The 15,537-nt window shown below is 40.8% G+C and carries 16 protein-coding genes and 1 pseudogene; 3 read left to right on the top strand and 14 right to left on the bottom strand.

The window, feature by feature from the left end:
* Positions 1-59 precede the first annotated feature (59 nt).
* Together HT679_RS09660 and HT679_RS09655 are read right to left on the bottom strand one after the other, a co-directional pair.
* Positions 60-1,109: an ABC transporter permease gene (locus tag HT679_RS09660; RefSeq protein WP_173214344.1), complete on the bottom strand. Its 1,050-nt coding sequence runs from the start codon at positions 1,107-1,109 to the stop codon at positions 60-62.
* Positions 1,106-1,837, bottom strand: a complete 732-nt coding sequence (locus HT679_RS09655) for an ABC transporter ATP-binding protein (protein ID WP_049511542.1) — start codon at positions 1,835-1,837, stop codon at positions 1,106-1,108. The genes HT679_RS09660 and HT679_RS09655 overlap by 4 nt, the downstream gene beginning before the upstream one ends.
* Positions 1,838-1,904: 67 nt before the next feature.
* Between HT679_RS09655 and HT679_RS09650 the strand changes: the two genes are divergently transcribed.
* Positions 1,905-2,315 carry an HIT family protein gene (locus HT679_RS09650; RefSeq protein ID WP_173214343.1) on the top strand — a complete coding sequence of 137 codons (411 nt, stop codon included), beginning with the start codon at positions 1,905-1,907 and terminating at the stop codon, positions 2,313-2,315.
* A gap of 9 nt (positions 2,316-2,324) precedes the next feature.
* Positions 2,325-2,612: a hypothetical protein gene (locus HT679_RS09645; RefSeq protein ID WP_049487998.1), complete on the top strand. Its 288-nt coding sequence runs from the start codon at positions 2,325-2,327 to the stop codon at positions 2,610-2,612.
* Positions 2,613-3,005: 393 nt separating this feature from the next.
* On the opposite strand, the gene dnaJ is transcribed toward HT679_RS09645, so the two are convergent.
* The 12 genes from dnaJ to HT679_RS09585 all read right to left on the bottom strand — a co-directional run bounded on the left by dnaJ (position 3,006) and on the right by HT679_RS09585 (position 14,753).
* The gene (gene dnaJ / locus HT679_RS09640) at positions 3,006-4,142 is read right to left on the bottom strand and encodes a molecular chaperone DnaJ (protein ID WP_173214342.1); all 1,137 of its coding nucleotides are present in this window, start codon (positions 4,140-4,142) and stop codon (positions 3,006-3,008) included.
* 199 nt (positions 4,143-4,341) lie between these two features.
* On the bottom strand, positions 4,342-4,974 hold the full coding sequence (locus HT679_RS09635; protein ID WP_173214340.1) for a DJ-1/PfpI family protein: 633 nt from the start codon (positions 4,972-4,974) through the stop codon (positions 4,342-4,344).
* A 419-nt stretch (positions 4,975-5,393) separates the two neighbouring features.
* On the bottom strand, positions 5,394-7,217 hold the full coding sequence (dnaK, locus tag HT679_RS09630) for a molecular chaperone DnaK (RefSeq protein ID WP_000034661.1): 1,824 nt from the start codon (positions 7,215-7,217) through the stop codon (positions 5,394-5,396).
* A gap of 259 nt (positions 7,218-7,476) precedes the next feature.
* Complete coding sequence (gene grpE, locus HT679_RS09625; protein WP_000046038.1) at positions 7,477-8,001, bottom strand: nucleotide exchange factor GrpE; 525 nt, start codon at positions 7,999-8,001, stop codon at positions 7,477-7,479.
* 26 nt (positions 8,002-8,027) lie between these two features.
* Positions 8,028-9,062 carry a heat-inducible transcriptional repressor HrcA gene (gene hrcA / locus HT679_RS09620; RefSeq protein WP_173214435.1) on the bottom strand — a complete coding sequence of 345 codons (1,035 nt, stop codon included), beginning with the start codon at positions 9,060-9,062 and terminating at the stop codon, positions 8,028-8,030.
* 159 nt (positions 9,063-9,221) lie between these two features.
* Complete coding sequence (locus HT679_RS09615) at positions 9,222-9,734, bottom strand: DUF2812 domain-containing protein (RefSeq protein WP_173214339.1); 513 nt, start codon at positions 9,732-9,734, stop codon at positions 9,222-9,224.
* 34 nt (positions 9,735-9,768) lie between these two features.
* A complete protein-coding gene (locus HT679_RS11675; RefSeq protein ID WP_173214433.1) occupies positions 9,769-10,344 on the bottom strand; it encodes a DUF2812 domain-containing protein in 576 nt (191 codons plus the stop codon).
* Positions 10,344-10,664, bottom strand: coding sequence for a PadR family transcriptional regulator (locus HT679_RS09605; protein ID WP_049510185.1), 321 nt, complete (start codon positions 10,662-10,664; stop codon positions 10,344-10,346). The genes HT679_RS11675 and HT679_RS09605 overlap by 1 nt, the downstream gene beginning before the upstream one ends.
* Before the next feature lie 120 nt (positions 10,665-10,784).
* A complete protein-coding gene (gene glnA / locus HT679_RS09600; protein ID WP_173214338.1) occupies positions 10,785-12,131 on the bottom strand; it encodes a type I glutamate--ammonia ligase in 1,347 nt (448 codons plus the stop codon).
* 36 nt (positions 12,132-12,167) lie between these two features.
* The gene (gene glnR / locus HT679_RS09595; protein WP_000659547.1) at positions 12,168-12,524 is read right to left on the bottom strand and encodes a transcriptional repressor GlnR; all 357 of its coding nucleotides are present in this window, start codon (positions 12,522-12,524) and stop codon (positions 12,168-12,170) included.
* A gap of 76 nt (positions 12,525-12,600) precedes the next feature.
* Entirely contained in the window at positions 12,601-13,128 is a 528-nt protein-coding gene (locus HT679_RS09590; RefSeq protein WP_000119914.1) for an aromatic acid exporter family protein, read from the bottom strand.
* Positions 13,129-13,556: 428 nt separating this feature from the next.
* Entirely contained in the window at positions 13,557-14,753 is a 1,197-nt protein-coding gene (locus HT679_RS09585; RefSeq protein ID WP_173214337.1) for a phosphoglycerate kinase, read from the bottom strand.
* Between the two features lie 211 nt (positions 14,754-14,964).
* On the opposite strand from HT679_RS09585, the pseudogene HT679_RS09580 reads away from it, so the two are divergent.
* Positions 14,965-15,486 (top strand): annotated as a pseudogene (locus HT679_RS09580) (biotin--[acetyl-CoA-carboxylase] ligase); the annotation flags it as partial.
* Positions 15,487-15,537: the final 51 nt, after the last annotated feature.

Below are 15,537 nucleotides of genomic sequence, written 5' to 3'. Positions count from 1 at the left end.
CTAAAAAGAAGCTGAGACAAACTGAACTCAACTTCTTTTTTAATATCATATAAGCAATGTTAGTCCTGCATCTGACGTTTTACTTGATAAGGTAAGTACAAGACTAGTAAAACCAAACCAGCAACCAGCAAGGCTAAAAGAGCTAGTTTTTCTTGAAAGGTAATCAACCCAACAACTAATTCCACAAGTAAAACAAAACTGGTCAATCCTCGGACTACCGCCTGCAAGCCTTTTTCCTTTTGCCCCTTGTCCAGCGGAAAGAGTTGGGTCAAATACTGGTAGTCAAAGGCATGGTAGAGAGCCAGCAACTGAAAGAGCAAGAGGTAGTTAAAGAGCACTACCACTGCTGTCGCAATCCAAGCTTGCTCGATAAAGACCTGCGCCAGTATGGAAAGCAAGAGCAGACGGAGACTGAGCGCAAAGAGGTCTCCATTTCGCAAATAAGATCGCAGATAGAGATTTTGCCAAATCTTCCCAGGCACCTTCTGAACAGCCTTTAGGATAAAGTCCAGATAGGCACGACGCTTGACGCTGTTTGAAATTCCCTTGACCTGCGTAAAGAGGGCAAAGAAACGAAGCAAGACTTGTTTGCGCTTGCTTTCTTGGGAAATGACATAGTCCCAGTCCAGTCCAGTTTCAGTGAAAAATTTACTAACCTTTTGACGAAAGAGGAAATATTTACCTACTCCCAATAAAAGCACATAGACCAGAAAAACAGGCAAGCCATAACCCATTGCCAAAAATAAAGGCGCAAATAACAGCAAGAAAAGGGTCTGGACAAAGAGCCAAAAGACTAGGGAAATGCCAGTTTGACGCTTGAGATGGAGTTTGATTTCCTCTTCTCCAACTAAGAGAAAGAGCTTGTCTGGAGCCTCCATATAAGTGGCAATTCCACCCCAAAGCAAAAGTAAAACAGACGTAATTCCTACAAATAAAAGGATAGGCAAATGATTTTCAGGAAAATGTTGTAAGAGTTGACTGTACTGGTAGGCTAGAAAGCCCAGCAGAACAAGCAGGAACAAGACAAAGTGGTCATTGAGAACATAGCGCAGATAACCGACACACTCCTTACGAAAAGCCTGCTTTCTCTTTAAAAACAAGTCTTTCATAGCTCCTCCTCTTTGGTCAGAGCCAAGTAAATATCATTCAAACTAGCCTCAGGCATGTCAAAGGCTTCGCGCAGTTGCAGGAGATTTCCCTTGGCACGCACCTCTCCCTTATGAAGAATGACAAAAGCATCACACATCTTCTCCGCCGAATCCAGCACGTGTGTACTCATGAGAATGGATTTGCCCTTTTGCTTTTCCACTTCCAAAAGCTGAATCAAGTCCGCAATCGCCAACGGATCGAGACCAAGGAATGGCTCATCCACGATGAAAAGACTCGGATCCACCACAAAAGCACAGATAATCATGACTTTCTGCTTCATCCCTTTTGAAAAATGAACAGGAAACCAGTCTAATTTCTGGTCCAGACGGAACATTTTTAACAAGGGCTCTACTCGCTCAAAAGCCACTTTCTGCTCAATACCATAAGCCATGGCAACCGTTTCGATATGCTCTCTGAGGGTCAATTCCTCATACAGACTAGGTGTCTCAGGAATGTAGCCAATTTGCTTGCGGTAGCTCGTTGCATCTTCTTGCAGGGTCAAGCCATTGATATTGATAGAACCACTATAAGGTGTCAACAGACCGATAATCTCATTGATTGTCGTTGATTTTCCAGCACCATTGAGACCAATCAGACCGACCAGCTGCCCACTTTCAACAGTAAAAGACACATCTTTCAAGACAGGGATATGGACATAGCCACCTGTCAGGTTTTTAATTTCTAACATATTTTCTCCAAATCTGGTATAATGTAGCTATATTATATCAAAATTCAATACAGTAGAGGTAGATTTTATGTCAGATTGCATTTTTTGTAAAATCATCGCAGGGGAAATTCCTGCTTCAAAAGTATATGAAGATGAGCAGGTTCTTGCCTTTCTTGATATCTCTCAAGTGACACCAGGACACACCTTGGTCGTACCCAAAAAGCACTATCGCAATCTTTTGGAAATGGACGCTACTAGCGCCAGCCAACTCTTTGCCCAAGTACCAAAAGTAGCTCAAAAAGTCATGAAAGCTACCAAGGCTACTGGTATGAATATCATTACTAACTGTGAAGAAATCGCTGGTCAAACAGTCTTTCATACCCACGTTCACCTCGTGCCTCGCTACAGTGCGGACGATGACCTCAAGATTGATTTTATCGCCCACGAACCAGACTTTGACAAACTTGCTCAAATCGCTGAAACCATCAAAAATGCCTAAGGAGTTGCCATGAAATTATCCAACCTATTGCTATTTGCAGGAGCTGCAGCCGGAAGTTATCTGGTCACAAAAAATCGCCAAACTATCACAGATGAAGTCTTGAACACTACTGACCGCGTTCAAGCTATCAAGGATGATGTGGATATTATCCAAAACAGCCTGCAAATCATTGACCAACAAAAAGAACTCATCAAGGAATACCAAGAAGACCTGACTTACAAGTTTAAAGTCTTGGAAAAGGATATCCAGACTAGACTAGCTGTGATCAAAGAAACACAGGAAACTGAAGATAAGTAAAAGAGCCCGACGGCTCTTTTCTAAAAGGTAAACAAGTTATATTCCATCAACTATACATCATAATTTAGAAAACTCATACACCATTTCACAACTAATACTCTTCGAAAATCAAATTCAAACCGTGTCAACGTCGCCTTGCCGTACTCAAGTACAGCCTGCGGCTAGTTTCCTAGTTTGCTCTTTGATTTTCATTGAGTATAAATCGAATACTTCCCCAGACTTTCCGCCGTAATGAAAATACCTGAAACAGCTTGGTTTCAGGCGTCCAGAAACTTTGAGACCTAGGTTCAAAGTTTAGGTATGTAACTTCGAAGAAGGTCACTACCGTCCATCATTACTTAAGGAAAGTCTTAAAAATCTACAAGCAAAAAGAGCCAGTCGGCTCTTTTTACTTTATTCTCCATCAAAGGCATCTTTAATATGGTCAAAGAAGCCTTTTTTCTTTGGATTGACTTTTAAATCACCAGCAGCTGCGAATTCTTTCAGCGCTGCTTTTTGACGGTCGTTCAAGCCTGTCGGTGTTACGACATTAACAGTAACGTATTGGTCACCAACTGCACCACCACGAAGGCTAGGAGCTCCCTTGCCACGTAGACGGAATTTCTTACCAGTCTGAGTTCCCTCTGGGATAACCAATTCAACATCACCGTGAACAGTTGGGATATCTACTGTATCACCAAGAGCCGCTTGGACAAAGTTGAGGTTGAGATTATAGAAGATAGTAGTTCCTTCACGTTCAAACTTGTCGCTAGCTTCCACAGAAACCACTACATACAAGTCACCATAAGGTCCACCGTTAAAGCCTGCTTCACCTTGGCCTGCTAGGCGAATTTGTTGGCCGGTTTCCACACCAGCAGGGATTTTTACATGTACACTATGGGCTTGTTTTTCATGACCTGTTCCGTGACAAGTTGTACATGGATCTTTGATTTCTTTTCCGCGACCATGACAGACATCACAGGTTACTTGGCGACGCATCATACCAAGCGGAGTCTGCGTATCGACGTTAATGACACCAGCGCCATGACAGCGTCCACAAGTAACTGGACTTGTTCCTGGCTTAGCACCAGAGCCATTACATGTACTACAGCTTGCTTCGCGATTGTACTTAACCTCTTTTTCAGCTCCAAAAATAGCTTCTTCAAAGGTCAAATTCACACGATACTGGAGGTCATTCCCTTGACGAGGAGCATTTGGATTGCGTGAAGCACCGCCTCCGCCAAAGAAACTTGAGAAAATATCCTCAAAACCACCGAAGCCACCTGCCCCGTCGAAACCGCCGAAACCGCCAGCACCACCAAAACCGCCATTGGCACCCGCAGCACCATATTGGTCATAGGCAGCCCGTTTTTGGTCGTCACTCAAAGTCTCATAGGCTTCCTGAACTTCCTTGTATTTTTCCTCAGCACCAGGCTCCTTATTGATATCTGGGTGATATTTTTTCGAAAGCTTACGATAAGCCTTTTTGATCTCGTCTGCCGAAGCGTTTTTTGACACCCCCAGACGATCATAAAATTCAGTATTGTTCATACAAGATACCAAGACCGTAAAATTCGACTGAAAAATAGGAAATCTGACGCCGGGGCGATGCTCCTAGGCAGATTTATCTTTTTTCCGAGAATTTAGGTCGGGTTCAATTCCTTTCTGTTATATTGAGTAAGAAATTCTGGAACCCGTGTTCAATTACTCGAACACTCCTTGTTCCTTTCTATAATTTTCATATAAATCTTTAGAGGCTGTTTTCTATACTCTGCTTCACTTGATCAAACTCTTCATCTGATAGAGTAAATATCAAATCCTCTTCAGCATACCCGTTCTGTTCTTTAAAATAGTTGTCCGTATTCTCCGCCAACCCTAAACCGAAAATCACTTTTCTTGCAAACTCTTGATGTGCAAAACCGATAGCCGTAATGATTTGTTTATCTTGTACAAGAACTTTCGGTTGGAAATTCTCACGTGGCAGAAATTCAAAATAGTCAAAGAAGTTTTGCCAAATTCCACCTGTAAATTTCGTGTTGTTCAACAAGCCTGCTTTCGCCAATAAAAGGGGCGCTGAAGAAATGGCTGCAATTAGGATATCTTGCTCATCAAGACTTCTCAAAAACGAGATCAATTTCTCATCTTGTATAGCAGGACCTATATTTACCATTCCTGGCAAAATCACACAAGAATAATCTTCTATACGGATTTGATCCAATGTTTTCGTCGGTTGACAGGGCAAACCATCCTCAGAGACCACCATCGAATTCTCAGAAGCTACATAATCAATCGTGATATCAAAAGACAGAGCTAAAGTACTCGTTAAAGTAGTTATCTCATAAAGAGAAAAATTAGGATAAATGACACAAAGTACTTTTTTCATAAGCTACACCCTCTATTTTATCGAAAAACAGAGGCTGGGTTGCAACCTCTGGATTTCTTCCTATCATTACAACGTTCAAAAACAAAGTCGATTATACTTTGTTTTTGAACTAGTAAGGCGTTTAGGCAAGTCGCCATAGCGATTGCAGTCGAATGACAAACTCTTTAGCCATTTGTCATTCTTAACGAGTTAGGCTTAACTGAGTTTCGGCTAAAAACTTCGGAAAAAAGATAAGCCATCTTTTGTGCATCGCACAAGGCGATGGCTTCCTATTTTTCTTTCGTTTTCTTAACGCCTCAACATCTTACCGAATCGAGCACGCCCTAACCTCTTGGTGAAAAAGACAAATCTTTCTAGAAACTAAAGTTTCTGCGTCAGATTTCCTATTTTCACTGTGAGGTTTTAACGGGCTTTGCATCTTATTTTTCCGTAAACTCTCCGTCTACGACGTCATCGCCTGCGTTTCCTGTTGCTTGTGCGCCTTCTGCTCCTGCTTGAGCTTGTTGGGCTGCTGCGGCTTGTTCGTAGAGTTTAACAGCAAGGCCTTGAGCTTTTTCATTCAATGCTTCAAGTTTTGCTTTCATATCGTCCAAGTTGTTGTCTTCTTGAGCTTTCTTAAGGTCATCAAGGGCAGCTTGGGCAGCGTCACGTTCTGCGTCGAATCCTTTGCCTTCAGTTTCCTTGATTGTCTTTTCAGTCGCAAAGATCGCTTGGTCTACTTCGTTACGAAGGTCAACTTCTTCTTTACGTTTCTTATCTGCTTCAGCGTTTGCTTCTGCATCTTTCATCATGCGGTCGATTTCTTCGTCAGTCAAACCTGAGTTAGATTGGATAACAATAGTTTGTTCTTTTTGAGTTCCAAGGTCTTTGGCCTTAACAGACACGATACCGTTCTTGTCAATGTCAAATGTTACTTCAATTTGAGGAATTCCACGAGGTGCAGCTGGGATATCTGTCAATTGGAAGCGTCCAAGAGTCTTGTTATCTGCTGCCATTGGGCGTTCACCTTGAAGAACGTGGATATCAACGGCTGGTTGGTTGTCTGCTGCAGTTGAGAAGACTTGTGATTTAGATGTTGGGATTGTAGTGTTGCGATCGATAAGTTTTGTGAAGACACCACCCATTGTTTCGATACCAAGTGACAATGGTGTTACATCAAGAAGGACAACGTCTTTAACATCACCAGTAATGACACCACCTTGGATCGCAGCACCCATGGCAACAACTTCATCAGGGTTTACTGATTTGTTTGGTTCTTTACCAGTTTCAGCTTTAACTGCTTCTACAACGGCTGGGATACGAGTTGAACCACCAACAAGGATGACTTCGTCGATTTCTGACAAACTCAAACCTGCATCTGAAAGGGCTTGACGAACTGGAACTTTTGTACGTTCTACAAGGTCACGAGTCAAATCGTCAAATTTCGCACGAGTCAAGGTCATTTCCAAGTGAAGAGGTCCAGCTTCACCAGCAGTGATAAATGGCAAGCTGATTTGAGTTGAAGTTACACCAGAAAGGTCTTTCTTCGCTTTTTCAGCCGCATCTTTCAAACGTTGCATTGCCATCTTGTCAGTAGACAAGTCAATACCGTTTTCTTTCTTGAATTCTGCTACTAAGTGGTCGATGATTTTTTGGTCAAAGTCATCACCACCAAGTTTGTTGTCCCCTGCAGTTGACAATACATCGAAGACACCGTCACCCAATTCAAGGATAGAGACGTCAAATGTACCACCACCAAGGTCAAATACCAAGATTTTTTCTTCTTTGTCAGTCTTGTCCAAACCGTAAGCAAGGGCTGCTGCTGTTGGTTCGTTGACGATACGTTCTACTTCAAGACCAGCGATTTTACCAGCGTCTTTTGTTGCTTGACGTTGAGCATCGTTAAAGTAAGCTGGAACTGTGATAACTGCTTTGGTTACTTTTTCACCAAGGTAGTCTTCAGCGTAGCCTTTCAAGTATTGAAGAATCATAGCTGAGATTTCTTGTGGAGTGTATTCTTTTCCATTTGCAGAAACTTTTTCAGAAGTTCCCATCTTAGATTTGATAGAGATAACTGTATCTGGATTTGTAACTGCTTGACGTTTTGCAGCATCACCAACGATGATTTCGCCGTTTTTGAATGAGACTACAGATGGAGTTGTGCGGTTTCCTTCTGGGTTTGCGATGATTTTGCTTTCAGTTCCTTCAAGAACTGCAACTGCTGAGTTTGTTGTACCTAAGTCAATACCGATAATTTTAGACATGTGTTTTTCTCCTTAAATTTTATATTCGAATTTTGATTTTTTGATATTCCCCTTAAGTGGTGGGGACGTGAGCAACTCCCTACGGGATTTCATCACTTATTTTTGAGCCTATTGTCTCAAAAATCCCCTATTTCAGTAGCAAAAGCTACTGAAACTTTCACCACGGCGGGCAATATCTTCCTTGCAAGCCTCCGGCTTGCCTCTTATCTTTCTTCATAGTTTAGTGTCGTTTCGGACAAGTTTTTTCAAGCTATCTAGCCTAGTTATAAACAACCACCATTGCTGGGCGTAGGATGCGGTCATGGAGTTTGTAGCCTTTTTGGAAGACTTGGGCGATGGTATCTGCTGGGTGTTCATCGTCTGCTGGGAGAGTTTGGATGGCCATATGATAGTTATGGTCAAATTCGCCGTCAGCTGCGATTTCTTCGATTCCTTCTTCTTTCAAAGCGTGAATCAAGCTTTCTTGCACCATTTCCAAGCCCTTCTTCACATCATCTGTCAAACCTTCAACTGCGAGTGCACGCTCAAGGTTATCCAAAGAAGGGAGAATCGCTTTTGCCAAATCCTGGCTACGATAACGTTGCAAGTTTTGACGCTCTTCATTGGCACGGCGTTGAATGTTTTGCATTTCTGCATGAGCGCGAAGGTATTTATTTTCGAACTCATCTGCACGTTCATTTGCCAAGTCCAATTCAGACTTCTCAGGAGTTGTTTCTTCTACCGTTTCCACAACTTCCTCTTCTTGGACTTCTTCTACTTCTTCATTTTTTATATCTTGGGCCATTTTCGCCTCCTTTAATGATTTCAATCTTAATGTACTTCGTAATGATTACTGCTGAGGTAGCGGTAAAAATCTGTCAACTTCATGGTCAAAACACGGTTGACCACATTGACTTGGTTGATTAGCTGTTGGTAATCCAGATTAACAGGACCGATAATGGCTAGAATTCCAACTCCCCGATAAGGAATGAGGAACTTGCTACTAATCACCGCTAGGTCAGCTAGACAGGACTCTTGACTGTCTGCAACACGGACGTTTTGCATCTGATCCTCATGCAACCCCTCACGAATCTCCAGGGCCACCTTTTGCGGTTGGTCAAAGAATTGATAAGCTGCCAGATTAGCAAAATTCAAGAGATTAACCTTGCCCGCCACCACAATGTTTTCGTTGAACATTTCCTTAAAAATGTGTTCAAAGAGATCGATAACATTATCCGTCGTTGTGAAGTAACGCTGGATAATCTGAGGAATCTCCGTCCGAATCTTGTAGTGAATATCTAGAACGGTGTGGCCGAGGAAACGTTCCTGAATGATGCTCTTCAGTTTCAGCAAATCCTCCTGCAAAAAGTTCCTTGGAATCAGAAACTGACTGGTAACCGTTCGTGACTCGTCTAGGGTAAATACTGCCAAGGCTGTATGTTGCCCCAAAACAACGATATCAAAGGCTGTCAAACGTTGCCTGCTCGGCTCAACATCCAGTGATACTACCGTACAGCCACTCAAGTCTGTCAGCAGGTTAGCAGCCTCTTGCAGAATATCCTCCAATTTGAAGAATTCCTGATCAAAGGCTTTGACAATCTCATAAACCTCATTTTCAGCCAGTCGGTCAAAATCCAGTGAGTGTTTCACATAGTACTGAAAACCAGCAACACTTGGCATCCTACCACTTGATGTATGAGCCTTTTCAAGCAAACCTTGCTTTTCTAGAGCCGCCATGTCATTACGAATGGTTGCGCTGCTAGAGTTAATAGACTCTTGCAAGGCTTTGGATCCGACAGGTTCGTGCGTTTTGGTAAAGATGTCAATAATGAGATTTAAAATATCCTGCTGACGCCCTGTAACCACCTCATCACTCCTCTCTGTCTGATCAATTAGCACTCGATACACTTAAGTGCTAACTTATGATTCTATTATACACCCTTAGAAGAGAATGTCAAGATAAAAACTCAAAAATTAGCACTCTTTTATCAAGAGTGCTAAAAATCGGTCTGAAGACCTAGAAAATTACTGTTCATCTACTTGGTATTTCCTTTTAAGTCTTAAAAAACCATAGATTAGATAGGAAATCAAGAGAGCATATAAAAGAAAAATAACGAAGAAAGACATAGAAAGTTCTTCTTTAAATAAACTCATACAAACAACCAAACCACCTAAGAAAGTAGCTGTACAGGAACGAAGTCTAGATCGCATAACTTCCCACCTGAGATTCTTACTCATATAGACTTGATCCTCTGAAAGTATATCAGAAGCCGATTTACGAAGAATCGAACAAAAACCTGTTTCTATCAATTCCCAACCTCTATTTCTAAAATCTTGCAGTTCATGCTTATATTTTTTAAGAAACCTAGAATCATAGATACAGTAGATGACATCGTCTGGTTGACATTGGTCAAAATAGAACAAACCAAAACGACTAGTTCTATATCTCCAACCTTTCAAGTGCATCTCATGTAAATAATCTTCTTCCTTATCCAAATCAACAATGGTGAAAATTCGAAATTGTAGTTTATTTTTCATTATCTTACCCCAAAATTAGAAAACATGCCTGGTGTTATTTATTAGATAATTCTTTCCACTTTTGACTCAATCTGCAAAGAATATAAGAAATCTGAATCGCAAAAACTATTAATAAAACACCATCTATTATGAAAATTAAAAACAATGCCCAACTGAAAGAACTAACTCCACTGACAAACTTTGAAAAAATCGGTAGTAGAGCTAAAAAGAGAAGCAAAATAGGAAGCATCCGCCTCGTTAAAATCCGTTTGACCATAGCTAACTTCCCGGCCGCGTCATTATAAATTTCAAACTCGGCATCCGACTCAATTCCAGAACGAAGCTTTCTAAAGTAGGAAAACCCATTAAAGTCTGTAATATGCTCCCAGCCACAGTCTTTAAATAATTGTAAATAGGAGGCTCTATCTGATTTTTTCATAGGATAAAAGTCCAACTGATATGATACCTGCTCAGGCTGACACTTTTCAAAGGTATACTTAACTGCAACTACTAAGTTAGAATAGGTTACTTCTTTGAGTTTCCAGCCCTCAGCATGCATTTTTCTAAGATATAATGCCTCTCTATCATAATCCGCAATGGTAGCAATTCTATAAACAACCTTCTTTTCCATCATCTTTCCTCCAGACTGTTTCTATAGAGCCGTTCAATACGCTTCAATTCAATATCTAAGACTTTTCGTCCCAAGTCTGTAATCTGATAGATTTTCCGTTTTTCCTCTTCACGGACAAAGGAAATCAAACCATCCTTTTCCATTTTTGACAAGGTTCCATACATAGTCCCAGGACTAATCGAAACTTGAGAATCTGTCATCTCCTTGACCTTTTGCGTAATACTATAACCATGACCTTCCTTTTGCAGACAGAACAAGATATAAAAACCCGTTTCCGTCATCGGAAGATAAACTCGACGAATCTTATCCGTTAATTCCATTTGCATTCACCTCCTATTAAATTCGATATATCGCACTTCGTTATATAAAATATATCACACCTCGATATAAAATACAAGAAAAAAAGACCGCCCTCAGGCAATCTTTCTTCTATATTAGTATTAGTAAAGGTCTAAATAATTATCAATTTCCCATTGTGAAACGAAGGTTGCATAACTTGCCCATTCGATTCGCTTGGCTTCAAGGAAACTAGTATAGATATGTTCTCCCAGAGCTGCTCTGACAACTTCATCTTCAGTCAGAGCTTTCAAAGCGTTGTGAAGAGTTGATGGAAGGTCTGTAATACCAGCTTCCTTACGCTCTTCTGCTGTCATGATGTAGATATTTTCTTCGATAGGAGCTGGCGCTTCGATTTTATTTTCAATACCATGCAAACCAACTTCCAAAAGAACCGCCATAGCGATGTATGGGTTTGCCATCGGATCCACTGAACGCAACTCAAGACGAGTTCCCATACCACGTGAAGCAGGCACGCGCACAAGTGGCGAACGGTTACGACCAGCCCAAGCAATGTAAACAGGCGCTTCATAACCTGGAACCAAACGTTTGTATGAGTTAACCGTTGGATTCATGATGGCAGTATAGTTGTAGGCATGCTTAATCAATCCGCCAAGGAAATGGTAGGCCGTTTCTGACAACTGCATTCCTTTTGGATCATTTGGATCAAAGAAGGCGTTATTTCCTTCTGTATCAAACAAGGACATATTACAGTGCATACCTGATCCGGCAATACCAAATTTTGGTTTGGCCATAAAGGTTGCGTAAAGTCCGTGTTTGCGAGCAATGGTTTTAACAACAAGTTTAAAGATTTGAATCTTATCACAAGCACGGAGAACTTCATCGTACTTGAAGTCAATCTCATGTTGTCCAACCGCAACCTCGTGGTGACTCGCTTCTACTTCAAATCCCATTTTGGTCAAGACATTCACAATCTCACGACGTGTATTGTCCGCAAGGTCAGTAGGCGCCAAATCAAAGTAGCCACCCTTGTCATTCACTTCAAGTGTTGGATCTCCATTTTCATCCAACTTAAATAGGAAGAATTCTGGCTCTGGACCAAGGTTGAAGGATTTGAATCCTACTTCTTCCATGTGACGAAGAGCACGCTTCAAATTGCCACGAGGGTCACCTGCAAATGGTTCACCTTCTGTTGTATAGACATCACAGATCAAACCTGCAACACTTCCATTTTCATCTCCCCAAGGGAAGACTGTCCATGTATCCAAGTCTGGGTACAAGTACATATCTGACTCATTGATACGTACAAAACCTTCAATAGAAGATCCATCAAACATAGCCTTATTTGACAAGACCTTATCTAATTGTTCATCTGTAGCAGGAATTTCGACGTTTTTCATGGTTCCCAAAATATCTGAAAACATGAGACGAATAAAGGTAACATTTTTTTCCTCGACTTCACGACGAATATCTGCAGCTGTGATTGGCATGAGTTTTCTCCTTAATGTATGACTACTTGCGGTTGCCTAACCGCGACCAAAAGGTGACTGTACTGAAGCAAAGCGACCCTGTTGGAGGAGTTCATTGTGAAGTGCACGGCGCACCTCAGTCTGACTCACCGCTTTCTTGGATTTCGCTTCACGTTCAGCATATTTTTTCTTAATGGCAGCGATATTATAACCTTCAGAGATATAATCTTTGATTTCAAGCAGACGATCCATGTCATTCAAGGAATACATGCGACGGTTCCCTTCGTTTCGATCAGGCTTAATCAACTCTTGATCTTCATAATAACGAATCTGACGCGCCGATAGATCGGTCAACTTCATAACACTGCCGATAGGAAAAACAGCCATATTTCGGCGAAATTCTTTTTCCTTCATTTACAATTTCCTTCTTTCTGTCTATTATAGTCTAAAAAAAGACAAACGTCAATTGATAATGTTATAAAATATAACATTATTTTTCTTTTTTCTCTAAAAAGAGTCGAATACGATCAATATCGTAATTTACGAGAATTGCGACAAAAACTCCCATGAACGTTTCTGATACACGCGCAAATACGTACAAAATTGTCTCTCCACTCGGAATCGATAGGGTAATGATTAACATAGCCGCTACACCACCAATAACCCCTGCTTTGTTATTCATGGCTACATTTGTCATAATGGTTAACATGGTGCAGATTGGAACAACTACCAAGGTCACCCAAAAGGCTTCGTGGAAAAAACTATTTATTAGGAAGAAAACCAAGGCATAGAGGCCACCGATACTATTTCCTAGAATACGCGAAGTCCCAAAATGGACACTCTTATCAAAACTCTCCCTCAGGCTAAAAACGGCTGTCAAAGCACCGATTTGAAGACCTTTCCAGCCAAAAAAGCCAAAAATCAAGAGAACTAGAAAAACAGCAATACCTGTTTTAAAGGTTCGCATACCAAGTTTAAACTGGGATTTATCGAATTTATATTTTTTAAAATAACTCATAATCTCAACTTTCTATTTCCATTTTATCATAAATCGGTGATTTTTATGAGTAATAGTTGAGAGGAAGCGTTTTTATTTTAAGCAAAAGAAAAGAGGAACTTTCATCCCTCTCTTCTTTGATTCATTTAGTTAATCTTATTTTTCTGTCAAGGCTGCAAGTCCTGGAAGCACTTTATACTCAATGAAAATCAAAGAGCAAACTAGGAAACTAGCCGCAGGCTGTACTTGAGTACGACAAGGCGACGTTGACGTGGTTTGAAGAGATTTTCGAAGAGTATTACCTTCAAGAAGCTCCATTGATGCCCCACCACCGCGTCACAAATACCTCCACTAACACAAAAAGGTGACATAGCCACCTTTTTGTTAACGTTTCAGTTTTGTTCCTTTTTCTACAAAATCAGGATTTTGTAGAGACTAACGGGCTGAAATTATTTTTCTGTAAGTGCAGCCAAACCTGGCAATACTTTACCTTCGAGAAGTTCCATTGAAGCACCTCCGCCCGTAGAGATCCATGAGAACTTGTCTGCACGACCAAGGTTGATCGCTGCGGCAGCTGAGTCACCACCACCGATGATTGATTTAACGCCTGGTTGTTTCACGATAGCGTCCATCACACCGATTGTTCCAGCTTGGAAGTCTGGGTTTTCAAATACACCCATAGGTCCGTTCCATACAACTGTTTTGGCACCAGTCAAAGCTTCGTCAAATTTAGCGATAGATTTTGGACCAATGTCAAGACCAAGGAAGCCTTCAGAAACTGCTTCACCTTCAGTGTCACGCACTTCAGTGTAGCCAGCAAATGCGTTAGCTTCTTTTGAGTCAACTGGCAAGATCAATTTACCATTTGCTTTTTCAAGAAGAGCTTTCGCAACATCCAATTTGTCTTCTTCTACAAGTGAGTTACCGATTTCGATACCTTGTGCTTTGTAGAATGTGTAAGTCATACCACCACCGATAAGGACTTTATCAGCTTTTTCAAGCAAGTTTTCGATAACACCGATCTTGTCTGAAACTTTTGAACCACCAAGAATGGCTACGAATGGACGTTCTGGAGTTTCAACTGCTTCTTGGATGTAGGCAATTTCGTTTTCAAGAAGGAAACCAGCAACTGCTTTTTCAACGTTTGCTGAGATACCAACGTTAGATGCGTGTGCACGATGAGCTGTACCGAATGCATCGTTTACGAAGATACCATCTCCAAGTGATGCCCAGTATTTACCAAGTTCAGGATCGTTTTTAGATTCTTTCTTGCCTTCAACATCTTCGTAACGAGTGTTTTCAACCAAAAGAACTTGTCCATCTTCAAGAGCGTTGATAGCTGCTTCCAATTCAGCACCACGAGTAACACCTGGGAACACAACATCTTGACCAAGTTTTGCTGCCAAGTCTGCTGCTACAGGAGCAAGTGATTTACCAGCTTTATCAGCTTCTTCTTTCACACGTCCAAGGTGAGAGAAAAGAATTGCACGTCCACCTTGTTCGATGATGTACTTAATAGTTGGAAGAGCTGCTGTGATACGGTTGTCGTTAGTGATTACGCCATCTTTCAATGGTACGTTGAAGTCAACACGAACGAGGACTTTTTTACCTTTCAAGTCAACGTCTTTAACAGTAAGTTTTGCCATGTTACAAAAACCCCTTTATTTATTTTATTCGAAACTATTATATCACACTTTGGGAATATAAGGAAAGATTTCACAATATTTTTCGATATTTAATCTCCATGGTAACTTCTCAAAGTAACTTCCACTTGGATGACCAAAGTGGAAATTAGTCTAAAACGGATTTTTATGGTGGAATTAAGTATGAGACGTTTGAGTTAGAAATGAGGTCCACTATGACAAAATAGCATCCTACACACTACTTGTAGCTGGAGCTATCTACAAAGCTATTAAGAACCTAACTTTAATAGATGTCGACATAAAATGGGTCAACGATATCTACCTCAAAAATCATAAAATTGGAGGAATCCTTACTGAAGCAATGACCTCTGTAGAAACTGGCTTAGTCACAGATATCATTATTGGAGTAGGTATCAATTTCACTATTAAAGACTTCCCTCAGGAATTAAAAGAAAAAGCTGATAGTTTATTTAAAGTACCAGCACCTATAACAAGAAATGAATTAATTATCGAAATATGGCGTGCTTTCTTCGAAACACCAGCAGAAGAGCTATTATACCTATACAAAAAACAGTCATTCGTTCTTGGAAAAGAAGTCACTTTCACACTAGGGCAAAAAGACTACAAGAGACTTGCTAAAGATATCTCTGAAAGTGGTAAACTTTTAGTTCAATGTGATAACGGAAAAGAAATCTGGCTAAATAGCGGAGAAATTTCACTAAAAACTTGGAAATAATAGTAAAGTTATATAACAAAAAATAAACTATATAAAAAGAAAGAAATTTGT

This window comes from Streptococcus sp. 4886 (assembly GCF_013276485.1).
Taxonomy (GTDB): Bacteria; Bacillota; Bacilli; order Lactobacillales; family Streptococcaceae; genus Streptococcus.
This window is presented reverse-complemented; position numbering and strand designations above follow the sequence as displayed.